Below are 21,473 nucleotides of genomic sequence, written 5' to 3' on the forward strand. Positions count from 1 at the left end.
TCGCCTTACCCGTTCAAACAACACAAAGGATCTACCTGTATGGGCACTCAAGAAAATATTGAGCAAGGGTTAACTGCGTGGTGGCAATATAACCAAGAATTGTGGCAGCTCGCAGCGACAAATTTTGGTAAAGAGAATCCATTACAAAATGCATTAAATGAGCAAAACCAAGCCGACTTACAAAGTTGGCTCAGTGCACTCAATCAGCAACCAGAAACCTTTATTAAACAGCAAAATGCGTGGTGGCAAACTCAGTTTGCAATTTTTCAAAACAGTTTTATGCCACAAACGATTGATGAGAAAGAAGACATTATTAGCCCTGAGCGTGGAGACAAACGCTTTATAGACCCAGATTGGCAGGACAATCCTTGGTTTAACTACCTTAAACAAAGCTATCTTTGGTTTGGACAATCACTACAAAACACCATTGAAAATACCCCAGGTCTCGACCCAAAACTTAAAGAGCGATTAGCGTTTTTTGCAAGACAGTCCGTTAATTCAGTATCGCCGAGCAACTTTGTTTCAACCAACCCAGAATTACTCAAGCTGACGCTAGAAAGTAACGGGCAGAACCTATTCGATGGACTGGCGCGCTTAAAAAAAGATTTAGCCAAAAGCACTGAAATGCTCCGAGTCAGCATGACCAATGAAAATGCGTATACACTTGGAGAAGACCTAGCTTGTACACCGGGAAGAGTGGTATTCCAAAACCACTTGTTTGAATTGATCCAATATCATCCGACAACGGAGCAAGTACACAAGACTCCCCTGCTTATCGTGCCGCCATTTGTTAATAAGTACTATATTTTGGACTTGAGAGCTGATAACTCGATGGTTAAATGGGCACTTGAACAAGGCTATATCGTATTAATGATGTCATGGAAAAACCCAGATCCAAGCATGGCAAATATTGCGTTTGAAGACTATGTCGTCGACGGTGTGTTATGTGCTTTAGAGCAAACTGAAAAGCAAACAGGCGAAACCCAAATCCATACTGTGGGTTATTGTATCGGCGGTACTCTACTCACTACGTGTATGGCCTATATTGCTGCTAAGCGCATCAAACAAAGAGTAAAAAGTGCAACCTTGCTAACTACGATTTTAGATTTCTCGCAGCCTGGAGAACTTGGCGCATTTATCAATGAGCCCACCATTAATGCGCTAGAGCAGTATAATAATCAAAATGGCGTGATGTCTGGGCACTTGCTCGGTACTTCTTTTAGTATGCTGAGAGAAAACAGCTTGTATTGGAATTACTTCGTCAATAACTACCTCAAAGGCAAAGCGCCCGCCGACTTAGATTTACTCTACTGGAATAGTGATAGCACGAACCTAACAGCGGCCTGCCACAACTTTATTTTACGAGACTTATATCTCAATAATCAGCTTATTGAAGACAAATCTGTCAGTATTCGTGGCACTAAAATTGACCTCAGTAAAGTAAAGCAGCCAGTCTACTTTCTCTCTACCCGTGACGATCATATTGCACTGTGGCAAGGCACTTTTGAAGGAGCCAAAAGACTCAGCAGCCCGGTCACCTTTGTGCTTGGTGAGTCTGGTCATATTGCTGGTGTGGTCAACCCGCCAAATGCAAACAAATATGGTTATTGGTTTGATGGACAAGACCAAGAAAACCCCGCTGAGTGGCTGGCCTCGGCAAAGCATGAAAGCGGGTCATGGTGGTCCCATTGGGCACAGTGGTTACATCAAATAAACCCAGAGCAAGTCACAGCCCGTGCCGCACAAAGTGATGAACAACCGGGGATTTACGATGCCCCCGGAGAATACGTCAAACAGAGTATTTAAGAAACTTACAATCAAATCAATTAGAGGCAAGAAATCTTGCTTCTAATATTTCCCGTTATTGACACATTCTATACATTCGGTCAGTCTAGGACGCAAAAATATAGGGAAATAACATGATTGGATTTCTTATACTTGTTGCGGCGTTCGTAGCCTTTGTTGGCGTATTACAATATCAAAAAGTAAAAACGACGGCACGTAGACGTAGTTTTATTCAAGATTACAATCTCACACATTTAAGGCCCAAACTCAGCCACCATTACCCTGAGCTTACCAATGAGCAACTGACACAGGTTGAGCTAGGCCTTAAGCAGTTTTTTCAAGCGAACTTATTGCTCGAAGATCAATCCTTGGCTATGCCCTCTCTGGTTGTCGATGCGCTGTGGCATGAATTTATTTTACATACACAAGAGTATCATTCCTTTTGCTACCAGGCCTTTGACCGTTTCTTACACCATTGTCCATCTGAGGCAATGAAAGGGAAAAACAAAGCTCAACTCAGTTTGCGTAAAACATGGAGAGCCTGCTGTAGCATCGAAGGAATATCTCCGCGCAGACCGGCTACTTTACCTATATTATTCGCACTGGATGCCTTACTTAACATCCCAAATGGCTATTACTACTCGGCAACTGATTTTCGAGAGCCCATTGCCAAAGGCGACTCCAGCAGCACAACCTATGCCGGGCACATCGGGTGTACGTCAATGGACAGTGGCGACAGCAGCACTTCCTCAAGCTCTTCAAACTCAAGTTGTAGTAGTGGTTCAAGTTGCGGTAGCGGCTGTAGTAGTTAAACACAAAGTATTTCTAGGATGCGGCCTTTTACATTCGTTAACGTTAAGGCCTTATATTGGCGCCAAAGATTAGCTACTATTTGTACCGGTTTAACTAGTTTTCTTTTGGTGATCCGGTGCCTATTTTCAACAAACATTACAGCCTGCTATTTTCAGCCTTACTAATGTCGGGATGCCACCAGCTGGGCGAAGGTCAATCTTTGTGGAGAATCGCCTCAGAAGGCATCATTTTTGATGGGCAGCTGCAAACGCACCTGTCAGCTCCCTCAATTCAATGTGAACAATGTGAAATCAAACGTCAGACCGATATGCGCCCTTCCGGTCCTGCGGATTACACATTGGTGTCGGAAAACCACAAACTCAAAGCGATTTGGGGTAAAAGTAGCAATGCCGCTTTATATATTCCAAATAACGCAGGAAGAACCTTAATAAACTTGGCTCCGGATACAGAAACTGGTGTCTGGATAATGGATTTAGATAGCACACCAAAACCGCTCAAGGTGGGTAAGGTGAATTATGTGATGCTTGGCGCTGACACTTACCAAGTAGTGATCAGCCCAAATTCACAGCGCACAAACTTCGAGTACGCCGTACTTGTGAAATAGCTTTTATTGCGCTTCTAAAATCGTTACTGAGTCCGGTTTGAGCCTAACTAGATTCATTCCCTCAGTGACTTTGCTTGCATCAAACACTTCACCGTTTTCATGTGCTCTATGAGCCAAATAACGCTTCGTTTTCTCAATGTCTAACTCGAACTGCTCAAGTATTCCAGTCGCATAGGCTTGCTTTCCAATGGCGGACATTGGAAAAACCATATCGCCATCCCGTACCTTTACATTTATTTCCTCGCCGTTATCTACTTTCAGTGTCATCCAACAACCGCGTTTTTTACACACCTTGACCACTTCACCCGACAGCGTGATCTGACTCCCCACAAACTGCTCAGTATTTTTCAATACGTCTTTGCCCGCAACGAGCTTACTCATGTCTGCACCACCGCCAAACTGGGTATCACTTGCATAAGATATAGTGCTAAGCAATGCCAACATCAGCAGCAACCTATTTTGTAATTTCATAAAACCTCCTTCTCAAAAATTACAGCCAGTATAAACAAAAATGCCGACTTAACGTCGGCATTTTTAACATCATTTTAGCTTTTGCTCGTTATAGTTTTTTCAGCTTCATATCAGTGCCAAATACAAGGCCGTGATCTGCAACATCCATACTAAACTCAAACACCATATTTTGCTGTAAAAGCGCATCAATACCTTCCGGCATTGGTTGACCAGTCGCTTTTGCCGCTTCTAACATTGGTGCTAAAAACGCTTGCATATCCATGCTGAAATGCGTCATGCCATTGGTTTCTAGCGCTTGGTTTGCCATTTTATCAGCAATAACCGTCGCCTTTTCACCCGTAAACAATACCAAGTGATCGCCTTTAACCGCTAGTTTAATATCCACGTCTAAAGGCTGTGGAGATGGAATGTACTGGTTAATTGAAACCGGTGTGCCGTCTTCTGGGATTTGAATTTGACCCAGCATAGGTGCAAGCCCTTTCACCGTATTAACAAGTACTAAAGGATCTTCGGCCGACAATGTGACTAGAGCATCAAACGTTTTAGGTTCCGGCATGCCTTGGTCGTTTGGCTCCATAACAAGATCAAAAATGGATGCACTCACGCCTTTAACCGAGTTCGCCATGCCTGTCATCATCGCAATAGCCATTGGACTGTTTTGTTTCGCCTGCTGCTGTAGTGCAACGAGTTCAGAGCACTTGAATTCAGCTTTAGTAAAGCGGCCCCAAAGGGTGTTTACAAGCGGTGCAACTTTTGCAACGTCAACACCATAGCCAAACCCGAGTACTTTCTCTTCGCCGTTGGTGACGTGCGCAGGAATAAAACCACGGATCGACCCAAGCGCTTTCATCAGTTCAGCATCTTTACCCACCACCACAGTATCAACTTCAAAGTCGATTGCAGAATTAGTAAATTGAATATTCTTGGTACCCAATACCGTTGCTGGCCACAGGTTGGCGATTTCACTATAGTCCGCCTGACACTCAGGAGCACGTACCGCTGCTAATTTCTCAGTACCACCACCTAGCTGCAATAGGTTATCTAACATACGAGTCAAATCGGACTGCTTATTTGCAGTAATGCCATCGACGATGGCCACATGGTTCAGAAACGCAATTGACGAACCATCAAAACTGAACTGCGTATTGTATTGCTCAAGTTTGCCAGATTGCGCCAGTGACTGGGTTGGTTTGGCAATACCCAAAGCGACTTTTAAATCTGCTTCGGTGTTAATTGGCGTGTTAAATGTCGTCGTTACCCATTGACCCTGCACGGATGTGATAAGCTCAATTTTAGCTTCTGGCGCGAACTCAAGCTGATAACGCGTTAATGCGACGCCATCAAGCGTATCTTCTTGGTATGTGATTTCGGCATCTTTTGCAGCCATTTTTATTGTGCGCTGAAAAGCTTCGGGATCTGCAAGCTCATAACGCAGTGTCGGTAACAATCCAACGGTGTAGAATACACTTCTAACTGTCTCACCCATACCTAAGATAGCTTTCATTTGCTCAGGGGATGTCATTGCTAGATTGTACTGCTCTAATAGCGTCGCCAGAAAATTCAGATGTTTGTCATTTTCTTTTCTAAGCAACCCAGTTACTTCTTCAAGGTTTTGTACTTTTCTAAGCGATTCAGGCATAAAAGATAAATATTTTTGCTGCTCAAAAGGCGTTAATTGCCCCCAAAATACAGCGGTATCAGCCGGAACATATTCCAGTTGTTCCATCGCGATGCTTGAAGAAGATGATTGAGTGGTTACATAAGCACCAACGGCAATAGCCACCGCACCTAAGCCAACGAGAAGTTTTGTATTCATAATTGATTCCTTGTTATCACCACGGTACATAGCCAAACACGTGGTAAATTTATTCTTCCCTACGAACCGCAACGATTGCGCGCGTCAGAGGTCGTTGCATAAAGACAATTGCATGCCCAAAAATGCAGCGGTATTGTACCTCGATTATTGTCTCAATTCCATTAATTGTGAACGGTCAAGTTACTCTCAAAATTCGGTCAGTTTTAAAATGAGCTTGATCGTTACACCAATAACCACCAAGCTCTCATTTACAGGGTTATTGACTTTCTGCTTGTAGAGTCAATCCTGAAAAAGCAGCGTAACCATAGAGCCCAATATGCCAAGTTCCCGCATTTGGATTGGTGATCGTGCATGTTTCATTATTGCCATTTTCATAAGGCCGACATTCGTAGGTACTACTATTTGGTTGTTGACCAAAGCGCAGATATAAATCAGCATCTCCATTACCACCCGATGCCTTTACTTGCAGGCTCTGTGTGCCCTGTGCCACGTCAAAAGTATAATACTGCCACTGACCTTTACTGGCGGATTGATCCAACCATTGCTGGCTATTGCCTTGATCTGGAGGAGTGTCAGTATAAACCGTAGCCGTTAGCGCAACGCCTGAATAACTCTCATAGCCATTAAGCATGACATAGTAACGACCTGTTTGTACTGGAGTAATCGCACAGACTTCATTATTACCTGATTTATAGGGTCGACAATCGTAGTTTTGTTTCGTTGGCTCCGCATTAAAGCGCACATACATATCTACATCCCCACTGCCGCCCGCCGTTTCAACTTTTAGCTGCGTCGCTCCTGCTGGCACATCAATGTAATAAAGTGTCTGAGAAGACTTAGCACCAGTGACATTCGCTTGTGTTTGACCACTGATAAGTTCAATTGCAGCTGGCGGCTCAACAATGGGAGTTTCTATCACAGATAGATTATTGCTTGCTTTGATCAGATTCAGTTCATCACCAATTTCTGCGGCATACCACCATGTCATATTCATAGGTAACGCGAGCGGATCGGCATCTCGCTGCGCTTTAGATAACGCGGTTGCATTACTTGAAAACTCAGCAGTTCGAACAATGAGCTTATCGTTTGTCACACTCAACACTTTAAACTGTTGAATACTCGCAAGGTCGATAGTCCAGCTTTTTGGATCATTGGCGCTTCTAGCCGGTGCCCCCCAGCTTCCCTCACCCACATAAACGGTGCCGCCTTGGGTCGTTGCAGTAAAGCCATTGCTGGTAGGCGTTAGTGCGTAAGTCAGTTTATTGATATGAGTATCGGACTCTACCACTAAGTTCATCGCATTATTATAGAAGTCTTGTGCCCACCAAGTGTGTAACATGGTGTTGTCTGACTTACCAGAATAGTGAGGATACATCGGCTTGTGATACTGAGCGATACGCCACGTTGCGCTGTTGCCCTGAGACTGTAAGTCGCTTTTCAGCCAATTGTTCATCGCCGTAGCATAGCTCGACCAGCCACTATTTTTAAATTGGCTGTTTAAGGTATAAACCCTTAAAAGCCCCGCCACGTTAAAAGCACCATAGGTATCTTTTGCTGTACACGCACCATCTTGGTCATAATCTACACCAAATACTTCGCATAGCGTTTTGTAGTTATCGTCTTCGTGATTGCCATGTGTTGCTACAAATGGATAAATTCGCTTGTATGCAAGGCCATCTATCAAATCATCCGAAAAGGTTAATTGCCAATCTTTTAAGTACTCACGCATTTCAGAAACGGAGTTTGCATTGGTGTAATCGCCACCATGCATAATAAATAGCGGTCGAATTTTAGCGATCAACTCATTGCCTTTACGACGCGTTGTCCAACCTGTGCGCGTATCACCACCAGCTACAGCAGTGACCCCTGATGCCGTTTGCGGCGCAGTTCTGAACCACAAACGCTGACCGCAACCTTGTGAATCACAAACACGATAATAAACCGCACTATCAGGGGTTAAGCCGGTTAATTTCACAAATGAACTTGAGAGGCCACCGTCAAAGGTATGCGTAGCGCTGACCGCAGCACTTTGCCAACTCTGCTCATCCGTTGTGCTGCCATATTTTACAATATGATTAGTGCCTGATGTAGGTGTAAACCCTATTGTTGCTGAAGTGCTTGGACTGGTGTCCCACACAAGACGGTGGTAGTCACTCGCAGCAAAACTGCTGCAAGATAGACCTGCTGCAACCACAAAAGTTGCCATTTGAGTATATTTCATTTCCTTGGTTCCTAGTTTAGAGTAACAGGCTCAGCACGACTTTGAGCCAATGAGAGTGGTGTTGATGGCGTAGCCACCAACATGACAAATGCGGCGTTTGCATAAGGGAGCGAAAGCGTCTCTGCAAATTGAAAATTCACAGCCGTTGCTCCTAACTTTTCACGCTTAAACGACTTGGGTAATGGCACGCCAGCCTCACCACTCCAATAGTCACCATTTTTAATGTGTGGGAAAAAATCACTTGCGATATGGGGTTGTCCGGGACTATTTGGCGTTTGAATTAAAGAGCGTAGCTCATCAGGTGTAGGTAAGCGCCATTCGGCACTACCACATAAAGAAGCTTGGTTGGTTTTACGGATCAGATCTTGGCTATCGCAGTGGGATGCTTCGAAATAACAATCACCTTGATCAGCATGACCAAATTGACCGTCATACCAAGAGTAACTCCAATAACCATCGTGAATAGACTCATCATCTCGTTTTACTTCCCAGAGCAGATTAAGCTTTTTGTCATAGACACAATGCCAAGGACCCTGCCATACAGACAAAAACTGCATGTCATTGGTGACTTTAATAAAGCGTGCGTGAGTTGGAGTCTCTCGCTCAGATGCGCTGAATAACAAGTAGCTCATCGCCACAGCGGCAATCGCTAAACTAAGTATTAAACGTGAGGCAACGGTCATCGCATATACCTCAATTGAATCGCTCTGTGGTGACGAGTATGCGCGATTTGTGCGTGATCGAATGCGGAGACCCACATGCAAACACCAGAGCGCAGTTCAACATCAAGGGTAGAATGCGTTTGGTGTTTACGTACCAGCTCTAGCGTCCAATAACCATCGCGCCACTCTCCCCTAGCTCTAACATCTGCTCTATCTCCCTCAAAGCGATTTGAACGGTACAATACGGACGGGAGCTGTTCGCCAATTTTCGCCATGTCTCGTTGTGGGTTGTAGGTTTCACTGGCAAACCAATCAAGGACTTTGCGCTCAGTGATATCAGGCGATGGGATTGGCATTCGCTTTGGCGTAACCTCAGTCGGTGAGTACCAGCGCCAGTTCATCACATAAGCACCGCTTTCTTTGCCATCAGGTTGATACCCTGCGGTGTAGCGTCTTTGCCCAAGTGCAACGCTTTGAGGCGGCCCAAAAAAATTATCATCGGCCAAGTACATGTCATTGGTTCTCAGCGCTTTCCAATGCCACAAGTCTCGCGTGCGGCCGTCCGTACTTGCATGATAGCCTTTGCCATGCCAGTTACGGGGCTTGCCTGCAAGCGGCGCATCGCCGTATTGAACGGTGCCATCACCTCCTAGTTCACAGGTAGTCGATAGCATAATGGCAAACTTATCTTCATAATAAGTGCGCTCGTCAAAGCGATAAAAGCCATTTTCTTGTACTTGCCAACCGTTCGAGGTTTTTTCCAGCGGCAGATGCTCTAGGCTTTCGGTCGGATCTTGCCAGCGGATCAGAAAAAAGGTTTCATCATGGTTGCTCAACGCTTTTATTTCGACCTCACTACTCCCATCCAAGAAGTTTGCACCACCAAATGTAGTTAACTTAATAGGCTTAGCACGCAACCATTGTGGCTCGTCTCCTTTACCGTCTATTTCAAGGTGACTTTGCCTTGATAGCGGCGCGACTTCTAACCGTAAATGCTGATCTGCAACAATAAGCTTTATGCCAAGTCCGCAAAAATACACCAGAGCAATACTGCAACTGAGCAAAATAAGCGCATTTCGGGGCAATAACACGCTCAGTACTTGCTTGCCCTTAAACACCGTGTGCTTTATGCCATGTAACATCAAATACAAAAAAATGGCTGTCGCTGATAACCCATGAATGACTAGATTTAGACTCTCTGGATTGAGCCAAAGTAACCAACCTGTGGCTATACTCAGCACGATAACAAGATACCCAAAGTAGTTAACGGCTTTATCAAACTTGCTTGGTGCGCCATGAAACGGTGTGCGAATGGTTGCCACAGTAAAAACAATCGCAATCAAGGTGAGTAAGCAACCAAATAACACATGCACTGACAGCAACGCGCCTTGGGGAAGCAAAGGCGAAAGAAACGCCAGAAAATCATGATTGATAATGCCCAAACGAGGGCCTGTCAGTAACCCAACCAAGATAACTATGACCGCCATAACATGAAAAATGGCAAAACTACTTCGACGCACAACCGCTCCCAAACAAATAAAGTAAATTTAGTGTAAACAAATAAATTTACATAAATATTTCATATTTGGAAAGATGAGACTTCCTCATCTTGAGAATTATCGGCGCGTGTAATGTCGTGTAACTTGATTGTTAATTCGTTTGTACTAAGGTAGTTGATACTTCCACCGTCACGGACAGTTCAACATGAACAATAGACTAGTAATAAAATATGTAAGTGCGGCAGTGGCTTGCACACTGTTTCTCGCAAGTTGTAGCTCACCAAGTAAAAAACCTTCAGTGCCCAAAGAAACGCTCGACCCGGTTGCAGAATCTGGTCAAGTGCCTGAGCGAGTTTGGCTCAATCAAGGGTGGTCAGATAAACTTCGGCAAGACTTTTGGTTTACAGGCCAAGGGTCACAAATCATTCCCTATACTTGGTTTACTTGGTTAGAGCAACCCAATAGTAAAAAGCTCTTTCGCGATAGCGAACATATGGAAATGCTGCGCTACCTGCCCAGTAAAACCGCCGCCAATAACCCTTCAGGCTTGCCCATCGGTTTTGCCGTGCATAACAATCAAACCACGGGACAAGCTTGGGTCGGGATGACCTGTGCAGCATGTCACACTAACCAAATTGACTATAATGGCACAAAAATCTTGGTAGAAGGTGCGCCCACCCTCGCCAACTTTGTACTCTTCTTTAGCCGCCTAAATGCCGCGTTAGAAGCGACCCTTAACGATAATCAAAAGTTTAGCCGTTTCGCGATGCGCGTATTAAAAGAAGGGGCATCGCAAGAATTGATTGATGATCTACGAGACGATCTCAAGCATGTGGCGCTTGCAACCGCCGAGCGACAAACCGTTAATGACTTGCCCGAAGACTATCCAGACGATTTTACTAGCTATGCTCGACTTGATGCATTTGGCAATATACAAAACGCCGGCACGGCATTTGCGCTTGACGACCTTAACAATAAAAATGCGCCCACCGCGCCCGTCTCCTATCCATTTTTATGGGGGACGCACCAGTCAAATGTTGTGCAGTGGAATGCTTCCGCCCCCAATATTCCTGTGGTCGGCCCATTAGTACGCAACATTGGTGAAGTTGTGGGTGTGTTTGGTTCGTTATCCATTGAAGAAGCACCGGTTTGGCAGCGCGTTTGGGGAAAACATGCTCGATATAGCTCAACGGTAGACATGCATGCGTTAGGGCAACTAGAAGCCTGGGTAAAAACACTTCTGCCACCAGCTTGGCCTGAGCAATACCTTCCGGGGATTGACACCAATAAGGCGGCACAAGGGAAAATGCTATTCCAAGCAAATTGTGCCAACTGCCACCAACTTATTGATAGCAAAAACTTACTCAAGGATTACGAAGCAGTAAAAGTACCGGTAAAAGAGATAGGTACCGATCCGACTATGTCTAATAACGCAAGCTGCCACATGGCAAAAACACTGTTCTTGGAAGGCACAAAAACCGACATTATCGCGGGAGACAAATTCCAAGCAGTGGATAGCGCTATCGATATCCCAGTAAATGGCGTGGTGGGTCTAGTGCTAAAAGATCCCATCAAAGCAATCGAAGCGGGCTTAATAGCAGAGCGCACCGGGCCTGATGGTAAGAAAACCACTGTGAAAAAGTCCATTGAAGAGCGCCTCAAAGTCTATTTGGCAAATAGACAACAGTTAACGCCCAATACTAACGAAGATTGTGTTGATGGTTTTTACGATGCGGGTGTCTACAAAGCAAGGCCGCTAAATGGAATTTGGGCAACCGCGCCTTATTTACATAATGGCTCGGTGCCAAACCTATGGTCACTACTACAATCACCAGAGTCGCGCCCAGATACCTTCTGGGTTGGCAGTCGCGAATTCGACCCTATCAATGTTGGCTATGTTACTCATCAAGGCATGAACGAGTTCAAAGTGAACAAAGCCAGCGGCGAGGTGATGCCGGGCAATGATAACAGCGGTCACGTTTACGGCACGACCTTGAGTGACAATGAAAAATGGCAAATCGTTGAGTTTTTGAAAACGCTATAAACGCCATGTAGCACTAAAAACAAAGGGCCGAATACAGGCCCTTTGACTTATAACCGAAAACGTTATTTAAAATGACTCGTGCAACACCACCAGCGCACTTAACTTGCTTGCGCCAAACGTCATCATTTTTTCAAAATCCGACCTTGCAATGGGTACTTGCTGGCAGTCGATAGGGTTTTGATCGTCCTCGACATCAGGGTCATTAAGATATAAACACAATTCATCCAACCCCGTAATAAGCACCCAATGTGGCGCTTTTTTGCCGTTTAGTCTGTAGGTGCTGATCAAAGCCAATACCGCACTGCCCTGTAACAACCATTGTTCAACCTGTTCAAGCTTTACATCGGCTTGATGAATAGCAATATCACGATATTCACACTCTTGACGGAATTGCTCATGAACTAAGGTCATCACCTGTTTTTTCTGCGCGCTTCTCACGCCATCTAAAAATAGCGGGCCCGCCGTATTCACCATCACCTCTGCCGCAAAACCACGGCGCTCCGCAGCCAATGCCAAACCAAATGGGTGACAGCCGCCGTGACCTGCGGTCATAAAGATGGTGGTCGCTTCACGCCATATCTCAAGCTCTAAGGCCTGATCGCCCATACAGCCTGGATCTATGCTCGCCATTGCCATCATCAGTGACGCCGGACCGCAGGTAAAGTCTGTCGTTTGTTGATACCAAGGAGCTTGGTGCAACACCGCCTTTTGCGACAGCTTACGCACGCATTTTTGCATTCTTAGCGCATCGTCATGATCCGCGTAATAGTTTTGATACTCGCCAAATACACGATAACCCATGCGTTTATATAAGCCGATGGCCGCGTCATTGCGTTTAGCCACTTCTAAACGCATATATAACCAGCCCATTTCACCCGCTCTGACTTCAAGCTCAGACATCAATTGGCGTGCGATCCCTTTACCTTGATGATGAGGCGATACCGCCAATGAATAAAGCCTTGCTAGCCGCGTCCCTTGGTGCAACCAAAGCAATCCATAGCCCACAAGTTCCCCTGCTAACTTTGCAGTGAGCAGCAAGCTATGTTCAAAACTGATGTAATGCTTGAGTTGGCGGCGACTCAGTCTATCTGCACTAAAGCAGCTTTGCTCCAGTGCGTTAAGTGAATTCAAATCGTGCTGTGTCGCCTTTTCAAGCACCAACGCGGCTTGCAACATTACTTTTTACCTCTCGCTTCAAGACGTCTTGAAAATTCAGACATCACTTGCATGTACAGCTCGTCACCGAGATATTTGTCTTCAACCCCTTGGTCAATATTCGGGTTGTCGTTTACTTCAAGTACGTAGGCTTTGCCGTTGTGCTCTTTAATATCAATACCATACAAACCATTACCCACAACTGCCGCCGCTTTTAACGCCGCACGTAACACCGCTTTTGGCACTTCAAACGTTGGTAGCGTGTCAAACCCACCCGAGAAATTACGTTTTGACTCATGGTTATAGATTTGCCAATGGTTACGTGCCATATGGTAACGGCATGCGTAGATCGCACGGCCATTTAATACCCCAATACGCCAGTCGTAGTCCGTGTATAAGTAAGCTTGCGCCAACACAATCGCAGAGACGCTCATCAGCTCTTGTAAACGCTCGCCAAGTTCTTCTTTGGTTTTTACTTTAAATACGCCTTTTGAGAACGAACTCTCAGGCATTTTAAGCACCATAGGTAGCGATAACTCAGCAATGAGTTTATCGATTACTTGTTCATTACACTGACTCACAAATCGCGTTTCTAAACTTGGCACCTTCTTGTAATTAAAGGCATCATGTAAAAACACCTTATTACAACAGCGTAGGATCGAGCTTGGGTCATCAATTACCACTAAATCTTTTTGCTCTGCTTCTTGCGCAAGGCGATAAGTATGGTGGTCAATCGCTGTGGTTTCACGAATAAATAGCCCATCGTATTGGCCTAAGTTGTATAACTCAGCCGCTTCTAATGGATGGACTTTAATGCCAAGCTTTTCACCCGCTTTTACAAAGCGGCTGATCGCCCCTTTATTACTTGGCGGCAACTTTTCATCGTGGTCCACCAACATCGCAATATCCCAGCGATACTTTTTGTGGCTCTTACGTTTGTTCCACTGAGTGGCATGCACATGACCTAATACTTGAGTACAAAACTCAAGCTGCGCCACCTGCAGAGTCGAAAAGTCTCGACGCTGCACCTGCACGCGCACGCCTTTGTCTTGCTGCTGTAATGTCACTTTTAGTAAAGGCGCTGGAAATTGCTGAAATAAATACGCCGCCAACTTACTAAACTCAGGCTGTTGGGTTTCGCCCATACAAATGATCAGCTCAGCTTCATCGGTAATTGCGATCCCACGCTTATCAAACCAAGCTTGCGATAAAAACAACGCATTATCGCCATCACGTAAACCATTAATAACCTTTAGACTCGGAAGCACTTGGTGATTACGCGCTTCAGCAAGTAAAGAGCAGTAATAACCTTGGCTTAAATAACGGTCACAGTCACATAAATTAATCACTCGAAGTTTTGATTCACCGAGCTTTGGGTACTCTTGCAAATACGTTTCAAACGTCACTACGTTATTTGCCAAAGGCAGTACATCTGCATTTTGATCAACAACGAATAGAGTAGATAGCATCTAAATAATCCTTAGGTGGCGATGCGTTAGCACATCAGTACATGATGGTTTAGGCACCCCACGATTTAACATAGGGTTAGTGGGCAAATTCAAGACCCACATTAAAGTGGAGTAGTTGTAATCTTAAATATAGCACTTAGCAATTGAGTAATTTTGATTCTCAAGATAAATCTTTCTTGCTGTCGACGACCGGAACAAAATCATTAAATTTCAAAAGGTTAAAAACCATAAAAGCACGTACAATTAAATTTGATTGAAACGATTAAGATTTCTCGTGTTTACAAACAGATATCAAGGATGAAATAGCATGTGGTATGCATGCTTAGGAACCCCACGAGCAATGAGTGCTTTGGTTGTAGTTGCTTATATTTGCGAGCGGATAAGCCTTAAGTCCATCTGCAAAGAAGTCGTGAGTAAACAGCGAGAGTGGACAGAGCTACACCCTATTGATGATTTCAAGACAGGTATTTTTAAGCCGCTTGAATCGTTAAGAATACGAGCAATAGGGTTACTTGAGTCGTGGTCAAGAGAAAGCAATGCAAATGTGTAATGCAGTGTAATTTCAATTGTTTAAAATAAATGATAAAAGTATGTTGCAAAATTGACATTCAAAGAGAAGTGAAAGGTCTCGAATACCTCACCTGTGATATCTAAAATTTAGTATTTTTAATACTCTAGCTAGAAGCAGCTTGTTCTTAGCTAGCCAAAAAGAAGGCTTGATAATTCATTACTAGCTCGTCGCAGGTGATTTACATATTGCAATGACAACTTTTTAATTCTAACTAAAGTTATTAAATAAAGTTAGTTTGATAATTGTTGTTTTTTACTTGTTGGTAACTAGGATATTCAAGAATTCATTCTAATTAGCTGTTAACTTTCTAAAGGAGAGCACATGAGAATTTTTGATAAAGCAAAAGCCATTCTGGCCGAAACTTTAAGTTCTCCAACTAAAGACTCATATGTGACGGTTGTCGATGGTAAGCTAGTAACACTCAGGGAAGGGGGCAATTACAGAAACATGAATTTACGTGGTGCCAACCTTAGAGGTGCCCACTTAGCCGGAATTAATTTGGAGGGCGCAGATCTTACAGATGCAATCGTAGAAAATGCCCATTTTAACGGAGCCAATTTGCGTGGGGTAAGGTTTAGGAATGCAGACATATCTGGAGCTGATTTTACTGGAGCAACTTTAGATACAGGAGAAAGGGTCATAAGGGGAGCTAGAGCTTACTCTCCTCCAATCGGAGTTATCGTCGTTGGAGGTGATAATAATGGAGATTAATTCGAATTTTAAAATAATATTTTGGGCAGTTTTTATTTTAACTATAATTAGTTTTGTAGGCCAAGCTTCTCTAGCATTCGCTGGCAGCGATGCGACAGATGCTCAAAATATTCCGGTCAATCAAGCAAATTTTCAAGCGATATGCGATTTTGGTTGGAAGGCTGGTATTGGTGCAATTTTGGGTCTATTGGGTGGGAAGGCGGCGTAAAAGTTAACAAACGCGTGTTGTAGGACTGGTTTGCTGCTGCGCTCCAAGCCATCCTTAAATCCAAACGTTAGGCAACACCGAACACAATACGTTGGAATAATGACAGAAGAATCAAAAACAAGAAGAAAGTTTAAAGCAGAGCTTATAAAGAAACTGCCATTTTTTCCTGATGACAGAGAAACTCTGCAACAGTTGGAAAGCGAAGGCTTAGTTGATGTTATGTTCTATTATTTACATTGGTCTACGCGGCAAGTACCACGCAGAATTAGAAAAGTTCATGTATATCCAGATCTTACAGCGGATAGAAGATATAAAAGGTTAAAAGAGCAGATTAAGCTGCTGAGAGAAAAAGTTTCTAATGGCGAGGATTTATCCCCTTATTTATCACTTCGAGCCCATAAAAAGGGCTACACTCCACGACAAAGGATTGTAGACGGAGAAGTGGATTCGTGGGAAGACAAAGATCAAATACTAAACACTAAAGGCTTTCACCACTTTCATTTAAACATGACAGTTCAAAATACTGGTTTGTCTATCCGTACAAACGAAGTACTGTTTGCGAAGATCACTCGAACAGAATTTCACGCTGTAGCGATTTTTGATCATTCAGTATTTGCCCCTGCAGATGAGAATGGGAACTTAGAATCTGAAAGACGGCGCATGTGGGAAATACATGAAAAATACACCACAATGGGCATGGCTCCAGGTACTGTTTATATGACAAGACCAATAGCTACTTCAGGTCATCCAGCTGGAATTAGATCCATGGGCGATCAATACATGAATATAGTAGAGCAATATGACTCGAAGTTGCCTGAAAGAACTTTTGCCAATCAGTTATACCACGATGCAAATATGCCATCACCAGAAAGGTACAAGCTAGAGTGGAAAATAGACGCTTTAGATCTAGTTATCTTTGATAAAAAGAACAATGTGAAATTTATTGTTCATCAAGGCTACTTATAACAGGGCACAGGGAATCGATAGTATGGATTGCGCTTCGTTAAAATGAGAAATCGATGATGAGAAATTGATGACACCCATCACTACTTGTACTCCAACAAACGATTGCTAACACAAACCGCGTGTCTCATAAATACTAAAATGTTAGGCTAAAAACAGTACCCATAATGCACACATAAAGATGGCAAACCTGAATACCGTAGAAATAAAGTCTTTTGTTCCAGCTAAAGACTTTGAATGCTCTAAACGCTTTTATCAGATAATTGGCTTTGAAATGGCTTTTGAAGCTGGAGATATCGCTTGAGAAATCGATGACACCCATCACTACTTGTACTCCAACAAGCGATTGTTAACACAAACCGCGTGTCTCATAAATACTATAATGTTAGGCTACAAGCAGTACCCACAATATAGACGTAAATATGGCAAACCTGAATACCGTAGAAATAAAGTCTTTTGTTCCAGCTAGAGACTTTGAATGCTCTAAACGCTTTTATCAGATGATTGGCTTTGAAATGGCTTTTGAAGCTGGGGATATCGCTTATTTTAAATCTGGCTCTTGTTCTTTTTTGCTCCAAGATTTCTATGAGCCATTGCACAGCAACAACTTTATGATGCACCTTTTAGTCGAAGATGCCCAAAGCTGGTATGAACATGTTTTAAAACTCGAGCTGGACAAAGCGTTTGGCGTAAGAGTAACTGAACTTGTCGAGCGGCCATGGGGAATGCTCGAATTTTGTATTACTGATCCTAGTGGCGTGTTGTGGCGCATCGCCGAGAATCAGTAACCTAACAAAAAGACTTTGGCGTCAATAACTGACTTTATGTTTTACCGATTAAGCATTTTATTTAATTGGTGTGATATTTGCTTATCTTTCATAGAGTTTACTAATAGCAAGGAGCCTACGCTATGCAACTACCACGTAATATGATGGATATGTATTTTGGTTACAACTTCCGGGTTGGTGATGTAAAAGGGACCAAGGAGAGTATTGTTGAGTTTGAGCAAATTGCCCAAAACGCTTCTTCTGCCGAAGAGAAAGAGCGTTATGCTCTGGCGGCAAAACAGCTAAGAACAGAAGTTCTTCCTCAGATGGAAAAAGAGATGGAACAGCTGGGCAAGCAGCTTGGACTCAAAGCAGGTCAAATAGGCACCGAAATAGAACTAAATAGTGACTCCCTATCAAATTTAGCTATTAAAAAAGACCGGTATGGGGTGCTTTCTGCTGTAACCCCCTATGAAGCTGGGAGTTTTTATCACAATAAAATATAAATGATTAATTTATATTTAAAAAGGTTTGCTGGTTTCAGCACTGGTCTTACGTAGCTCAGCGATAGCAAACATCAGTGTCACTGTCGAAGATGCTGAGTCTTCTCGATACATTCCTGCACCACTAACAACACTTGCTGGCAAATCTCGAGATCGTTTCGATGTTCTGAGCAACTATCCAAGCACGATAGGAAATCGATGATACCCACTAAATATTTGCACCGAAGCTGGGAATTTGACTAACAAACCAAAACTTACCTACCTTCGGTTCTTCACTTTAGCTTTGACGGTGACTTCCCATACCATTTTAAACAAACCTTATTCAGCGCACTTTGCTCTGTAAAACCAAGCGCGTCTACAATATCGAGCAATCTGGTGTTGCCGATGAGCTGTTCAAATCTATGCTTTCGCTCTTGGTCGAGTAAGGCTCTAAAACTGGTGTGTTGTGCTTTTAGCTTACGCTGCATCGAACGCACACTCATGTTTAATGCCTTAGCCATACTTGCTTGGTTGACTCCAGTCAGTGAGTGCTTTGCCGCCAGTAAATTGGCAACACGCGTTTTTAAATCATGATTATCACAAAGCGCTGATACGCTTTTTGCAACCGCTTGCTCAATATGTTCGTGCATTAGGCTGTCGACGGTAGCGACTGGCATGGTAAGAAAATCTAACGGAAACGACAGTGCATTTTCAGGGCAATTTTGTGATACGGGGCAACCAAACCAAGTTTGCAACCGCTGTAATTCTAGGTCACACACGCTAAAGCTAAGCTGGAGTTGGTTAGGCGATAAAGTTGATCGCAAAAGCTGCCGTGCAGCGCTCACCCAAGCGGTCATATTACGCAAAATGGCTTGCTTACCCAGCGGGGTTTTTGGTTGCCAAGTTAACTTGGCATTGTCACTATCACTTGTGAATACAGCGAGGCCAATATCGGCGACAATGGCGTCGTAATGCAATAATGAGGTAATAGCCTGCTGTAAGTCTTTACTAGTTTCGACCAAATAACCAAGCGCCCCATAGTCATGCAGCTGAATGGCTTTACCCAATTCAAAACCAATTAAAGGATCGCCGCTTAACTCCAGCCCTATCTCAAGCAACCGCTCGTACTCAATGAGTGTTACACGTTCAGGCCGTGACGCTACTAGCTCAGCAAACTCGCCTTGCAGTCTCTTGTTATCGGTAAAACGGTCATGGAGATATACCCACGCACTATAAAAATATACAAACGAAGTGGAGTGCATTGCAGTTCCTTTTGTCGTATTTGGACAAATTGTTGGCGCAGTTTGGCAGGATTGTCAATGGCTAACCCGCTACGCTTACGCATATAAAGTACCAAAGCTTTGGCTAAAGAAGGAGCTGTATATGATTGATGTATCACTAATTTTACTGGCACTCAGTCCCGTCTTTTTACTTTGTGTTGCATGGGAATATATTAAGCACCACGAATACTATGATTGGCGAGATTCATTACTCAATGCCCTACTTGCGTTGCTCCATCAAGGCAGCGACGCGCTGGCTTTGCTTGTACTGATGCCGCTCTTTTACTGGCTTCATCAATTTGCCTTATTCACAATCGAATTAAATATCTTCACTTTGCTCTTTGGGTTTATCTTGCAAGATTTTTTGTATTACTGGTTTCACCGGGCATCACATTGTATTCACTGGCTTTGGAGTGCACACGTGGTCCATCACAGTTCTAACAACATGAACTTTACCACCGCATTTCGCCAAAGCTTACTTTACCCTATTGTCGGTATGTGGCTGTTCTGGCTGCCTATGATACTGCTTGGATTTACCCCGACCTTGGTATTTGCCATCGTCGCAATCAACTTGGCTTTTCAATTTTTTGTTCATACACAAACGGTTAATCGATTAGGGATGGTAGAGCGAATTTTTAATACGCCTTCCCACCACAGAGTCCATCACGCCAGTAATCCTGACTATATAGATAAAAACTTTGCCGGGGTGCTGATCATTTGGGATAAGCTTTTTGGCACTTTTGTTGAAGAGCGTGAAGATATAACAATTTGCTATGGAATAAGAGGTGCAGCCCCAAAGCAGACTCCTTTAGATGTTAACTTTGCTCAGTGGCGCCATATGTTCCACTGCTTTTCACAAGCAAACACCTTAAAGGGCAAATGGTTAGCGCTATTTGGTTATCCAACCCACTTATCCGAAAAGCCTAAGAATACTGCTTCAGTCAAGCCCTAGTGTGTTATTTATATCGCTCGGCCTTTTCTACAAGCGCTTGGCAATACATTCTTAGTTTATCGCGCAGCACTCTCACGCTTGGGTTGATCATTTGCTTTGACGGGCAGATCAACCACAGTGGCTTACATTCAACGCGGTAGTCATTTAATATACTTTGCACCACACCTTGTTCCAGTTGGTCTGCTACATCTATCGCGGAGCGCAATGAAATACCCGCTCCTTGCGCACACCAGCGCTTTACCACATCCGCATCATTACTGGTTCTACGCCCTTTAAGCACCACTTTGTAAGTTTGTTCATTTTTCGTCAGTTTCCACGTATCAAACTTACTGCCTCTGATCAAAAAGAATAGCCCTTGGTGCTCACTTAAATCCTCATGATCCTTTGGTGTACCCTGTTTTTCTAGGTATTCCGTAGAGGCACACAGCAGCAATGGCACATCACAAATTTTAAAGCCGTAGAAGCTACTGTCTTCAGGCGCACCATAGCGCAGCGCGATATCAACACCGTCACGATAAAAGTCGAGATTGTGATCATTAAGAATAAGCTTCAGGGCAAGTTTAGGGTATTCATCAAGTAATTCGTCTAGCCAAGGAAGGAGGATATTACGACCAAAATCTGACGGTGCGGTTAACCTTAGCTCACCGTCAATTTCGTTGTCGTTGTCGAGCACCTGCTTTTTGCCATCAGCCAAAAGCGCAAGTGCCTGCTCGCAAATTGGCAAGTAAGTTTCACCTTGCTTTGATAGCCTTAAGCTGCGCGTAGAACGCACAAAAAGTTGAAAGCCAAGGAGCTTTTCTACTCGCTTTATCGCAGCGCTCGCCGTGGCAACTTGCATATCTAACTGCGCAGCCGCCGCACTAATATTGCCAAGTTTAGCCGTTTTCATCACGACAATTAAATCTTGCGTATTCATTTTCAAAAAATTTTTGAAACTATTTAACTCATTATCATCTTTTTATTGATTATGTAAATCCATATTATGTCTTTAAAGCAATTT

General features: G+C 43.8%; 22 protein-coding genes. 12 read left to right on the forward strand and 10 right to left on the reverse strand.

The window, feature by feature from the left end:
- Positions 1-39: 39 nt before the first annotated feature.
- From phaC to NO992_RS08270, 3 genes are all read left to right on the forward strand, one after another.
- On the forward strand, positions 40-1,806 hold the full coding sequence (phaC, locus tag NO992_RS08260) for a class I poly(R)-hydroxyalkanoic acid synthase (RefSeq protein ID WP_371376015.1): 1,767 nt from the start codon (positions 40-42) through the stop codon (positions 1,804-1,806).
- Positions 1,807-1,919: 113 nt separating this feature from the next.
- Positions 1,920-2,597, forward strand: a complete 678-nt coding sequence (locus NO992_RS08265; RefSeq protein WP_371376018.1) for a hypothetical protein — start codon at positions 1,920-1,922, stop codon at positions 2,595-2,597.
- Between the two features lie 116 nt (positions 2,598-2,713).
- A complete protein-coding gene (locus tag NO992_RS08270) occupies positions 2,714-3,202 on the forward strand; it encodes a hypothetical protein (protein WP_017216263.1) in 489 nt (162 codons plus the stop codon).
- Positions 3,203-3,205: 3 nt separating this feature from the next.
- Here the strand turns inward: NO992_RS08270 and NO992_RS08275 are convergent, their stop codons facing one another.
- From NO992_RS08275 to NO992_RS08295, 5 genes are all read right to left on the reverse strand, one after another.
- Positions 3,206-3,673 carry a DUF4920 domain-containing protein gene (locus NO992_RS08275; RefSeq protein WP_010375863.1) on the reverse strand — a complete coding sequence of 156 codons (468 nt, stop codon included), beginning with the start codon at positions 3,671-3,673 and terminating at the stop codon, positions 3,206-3,208.
- A gap of 88 nt (positions 3,674-3,761) precedes the next feature.
- Complete coding sequence (locus NO992_RS08280) at positions 3,762-5,489, reverse strand: hypothetical protein (protein WP_371376021.1); 1,728 nt, start codon at positions 5,487-5,489, stop codon at positions 3,762-3,764.
- Between the two features lie 256 nt (positions 5,490-5,745).
- Positions 5,746-7,710 carry a pre-peptidase C-terminal domain-containing protein gene (locus NO992_RS08285; RefSeq protein ID WP_371376024.1) on the reverse strand — a complete coding sequence of 655 codons (1,965 nt, stop codon included), beginning with the start codon at positions 7,708-7,710 and terminating at the stop codon, positions 5,746-5,748.
- A gap of 11 nt (positions 7,711-7,721) precedes the next feature.
- The gene (locus tag NO992_RS08290) at positions 7,722-8,393 is read right to left on the reverse strand and encodes a DUF1566 domain-containing protein (protein ID WP_371376027.1); all 672 of its coding nucleotides are present in this window, start codon (positions 8,391-8,393) and stop codon (positions 7,722-7,724) included.
- Complete coding sequence (locus NO992_RS08295) at positions 8,390-9,892, reverse strand: ethylbenzene dehydrogenase-related protein (protein ID WP_371376030.1); 1,503 nt, start codon at positions 9,890-9,892, stop codon at positions 8,390-8,392. Before NO992_RS08295 ends, NO992_RS08290 begins: the two co-directional genes overlap by 4 nt.
- Before the next feature lie 184 nt (positions 9,893-10,076).
- Between NO992_RS08295 and NO992_RS08300 the strand changes: the two genes are divergently transcribed.
- Positions 10,077-11,915, forward strand: a complete 1,839-nt coding sequence (locus NO992_RS08300; protein WP_371376034.1) for a di-heme-cytochrome C peroxidase — start codon at positions 10,077-10,079, stop codon at positions 11,913-11,915.
- A gap of 66 nt (positions 11,916-11,981) precedes the next feature.
- Here NO992_RS08300 and NO992_RS08305 read toward each other — a convergent pair whose 3' ends face one another.
- Positions 11,982-13,091: a GNAT family N-acetyltransferase/peptidase C39 family protein gene (locus tag NO992_RS08305; RefSeq protein WP_010375872.1), complete on the reverse strand. Its 1,110-nt coding sequence runs from the start codon at positions 13,089-13,091 to the stop codon at positions 11,982-11,984.
- The gene (locus NO992_RS08310; RefSeq protein ID WP_371376038.1) at positions 13,091-14,539 is read right to left on the reverse strand and encodes a RimK family protein; all 1,449 of its coding nucleotides are present in this window, start codon (positions 14,537-14,539) and stop codon (positions 13,091-13,093) included. The genes NO992_RS08305 and NO992_RS08310 overlap by 1 nt, the downstream gene beginning before the upstream one ends.
- A gap of 307 nt (positions 14,540-14,846) precedes the next feature.
- Between NO992_RS08310 and NO992_RS08315 the strand changes: the two genes are divergently transcribed.
- The 7 genes from NO992_RS08315 to NO992_RS08345 all read left to right on the forward strand — a co-directional run bounded on the left by NO992_RS08315 (position 14,847) and on the right by NO992_RS08345 (position 18,265).
- Positions 14,847-15,089: a hypothetical protein gene (locus NO992_RS08315; RefSeq protein WP_371376041.1), complete on the forward strand. Its 243-nt coding sequence runs from the start codon at positions 14,847-14,849 to the stop codon at positions 15,087-15,089.
- Between the two features lie 342 nt (positions 15,090-15,431).
- Positions 15,432-15,821 (forward strand): pentapeptide repeat-containing protein, encoded by a 390-nt coding sequence (locus NO992_RS08320; protein WP_371376044.1) that lies wholly within the window; start codon positions 15,432-15,434, stop codon positions 15,819-15,821.
- The gene (locus NO992_RS08325; protein WP_371376047.1) at positions 15,811-16,029 is read left to right on the forward strand and encodes a hypothetical protein; all 219 of its coding nucleotides are present in this window, start codon (positions 15,811-15,813) and stop codon (positions 16,027-16,029) included. The genes NO992_RS08320 and NO992_RS08325 overlap by 11 nt, the downstream gene beginning before the upstream one ends.
- A 99-nt stretch (positions 16,030-16,128) precedes the next feature.
- Complete coding sequence (locus tag NO992_RS08330) at positions 16,129-16,995, forward strand: hypothetical protein (protein WP_371376050.1); 867 nt, start codon at positions 16,129-16,131, stop codon at positions 16,993-16,995.
- A 178-nt stretch (positions 16,996-17,173) separates the two neighbouring features.
- A complete protein-coding gene (locus tag NO992_RS08335) occupies positions 17,174-17,296 on the forward strand; it encodes a hypothetical protein (protein ID WP_371376053.1) in 123 nt (40 codons plus the stop codon).
- A 118-nt stretch (positions 17,297-17,414) separates the two neighbouring features.
- Positions 17,415-17,780 carry a VOC family protein gene (locus tag NO992_RS08340; RefSeq protein ID WP_371376056.1) on the forward strand — a complete coding sequence of 122 codons (366 nt, stop codon included), beginning with the start codon at positions 17,415-17,417 and terminating at the stop codon, positions 17,778-17,780.
- Positions 17,781-17,902: 122 nt separating this feature from the next.
- Positions 17,903-18,265, forward strand: a complete 363-nt coding sequence (locus NO992_RS08345; RefSeq protein ID WP_371376060.1) for a hypothetical protein — start codon at positions 17,903-17,905, stop codon at positions 18,263-18,265.
- 15 nt (positions 18,266-18,280) lie between these two features.
- Here NO992_RS08345 and NO992_RS08350 read toward each other — a convergent pair whose 3' ends face one another.
- Both NO992_RS08350 and NO992_RS08355 read right to left on the reverse strand, forming a co-directional pair.
- A complete protein-coding gene (locus NO992_RS08350) occupies positions 18,281-18,406 on the reverse strand; it encodes a hypothetical protein (protein ID WP_371376063.1) in 126 nt (41 codons plus the stop codon).
- Between the two features lie 128 nt (positions 18,407-18,534).
- A complete protein-coding gene (locus NO992_RS08355; protein ID WP_371376066.1) occupies positions 18,535-19,503 on the reverse strand; it encodes an AraC family transcriptional regulator ligand-binding domain-containing protein in 969 nt (322 codons plus the stop codon).
- 121 nt (positions 19,504-19,624) lie between these two features.
- Between NO992_RS08355 and NO992_RS08360 the strand changes: the two genes are divergently transcribed.
- Complete coding sequence (locus tag NO992_RS08360) at positions 19,625-20,473, forward strand: sterol desaturase family protein (protein ID WP_371376070.1); 849 nt, start codon at positions 19,625-19,627, stop codon at positions 20,471-20,473.
- Positions 20,474-20,477: 4 nt separating this feature from the next.
- Here the strand turns inward: NO992_RS08360 and NO992_RS08365 are convergent, their stop codons facing one another.
- A complete protein-coding gene (locus NO992_RS08365) occupies positions 20,478-21,389 on the reverse strand; it encodes a LysR family transcriptional regulator (RefSeq protein WP_017216275.1) in 912 nt (303 codons plus the stop codon).
- Positions 21,390-21,473: the final 84 nt, after the last annotated feature.

The sequence above is a fragment of the Pseudoalteromonas sp. DY56-GL79 genome (assembly GCF_041414765.1).
Classification (GTDB): Bacteria; Pseudomonadota; Gammaproteobacteria; order Enterobacterales; family Alteromonadaceae; genus Pseudoalteromonas; species Pseudoalteromonas piscicida.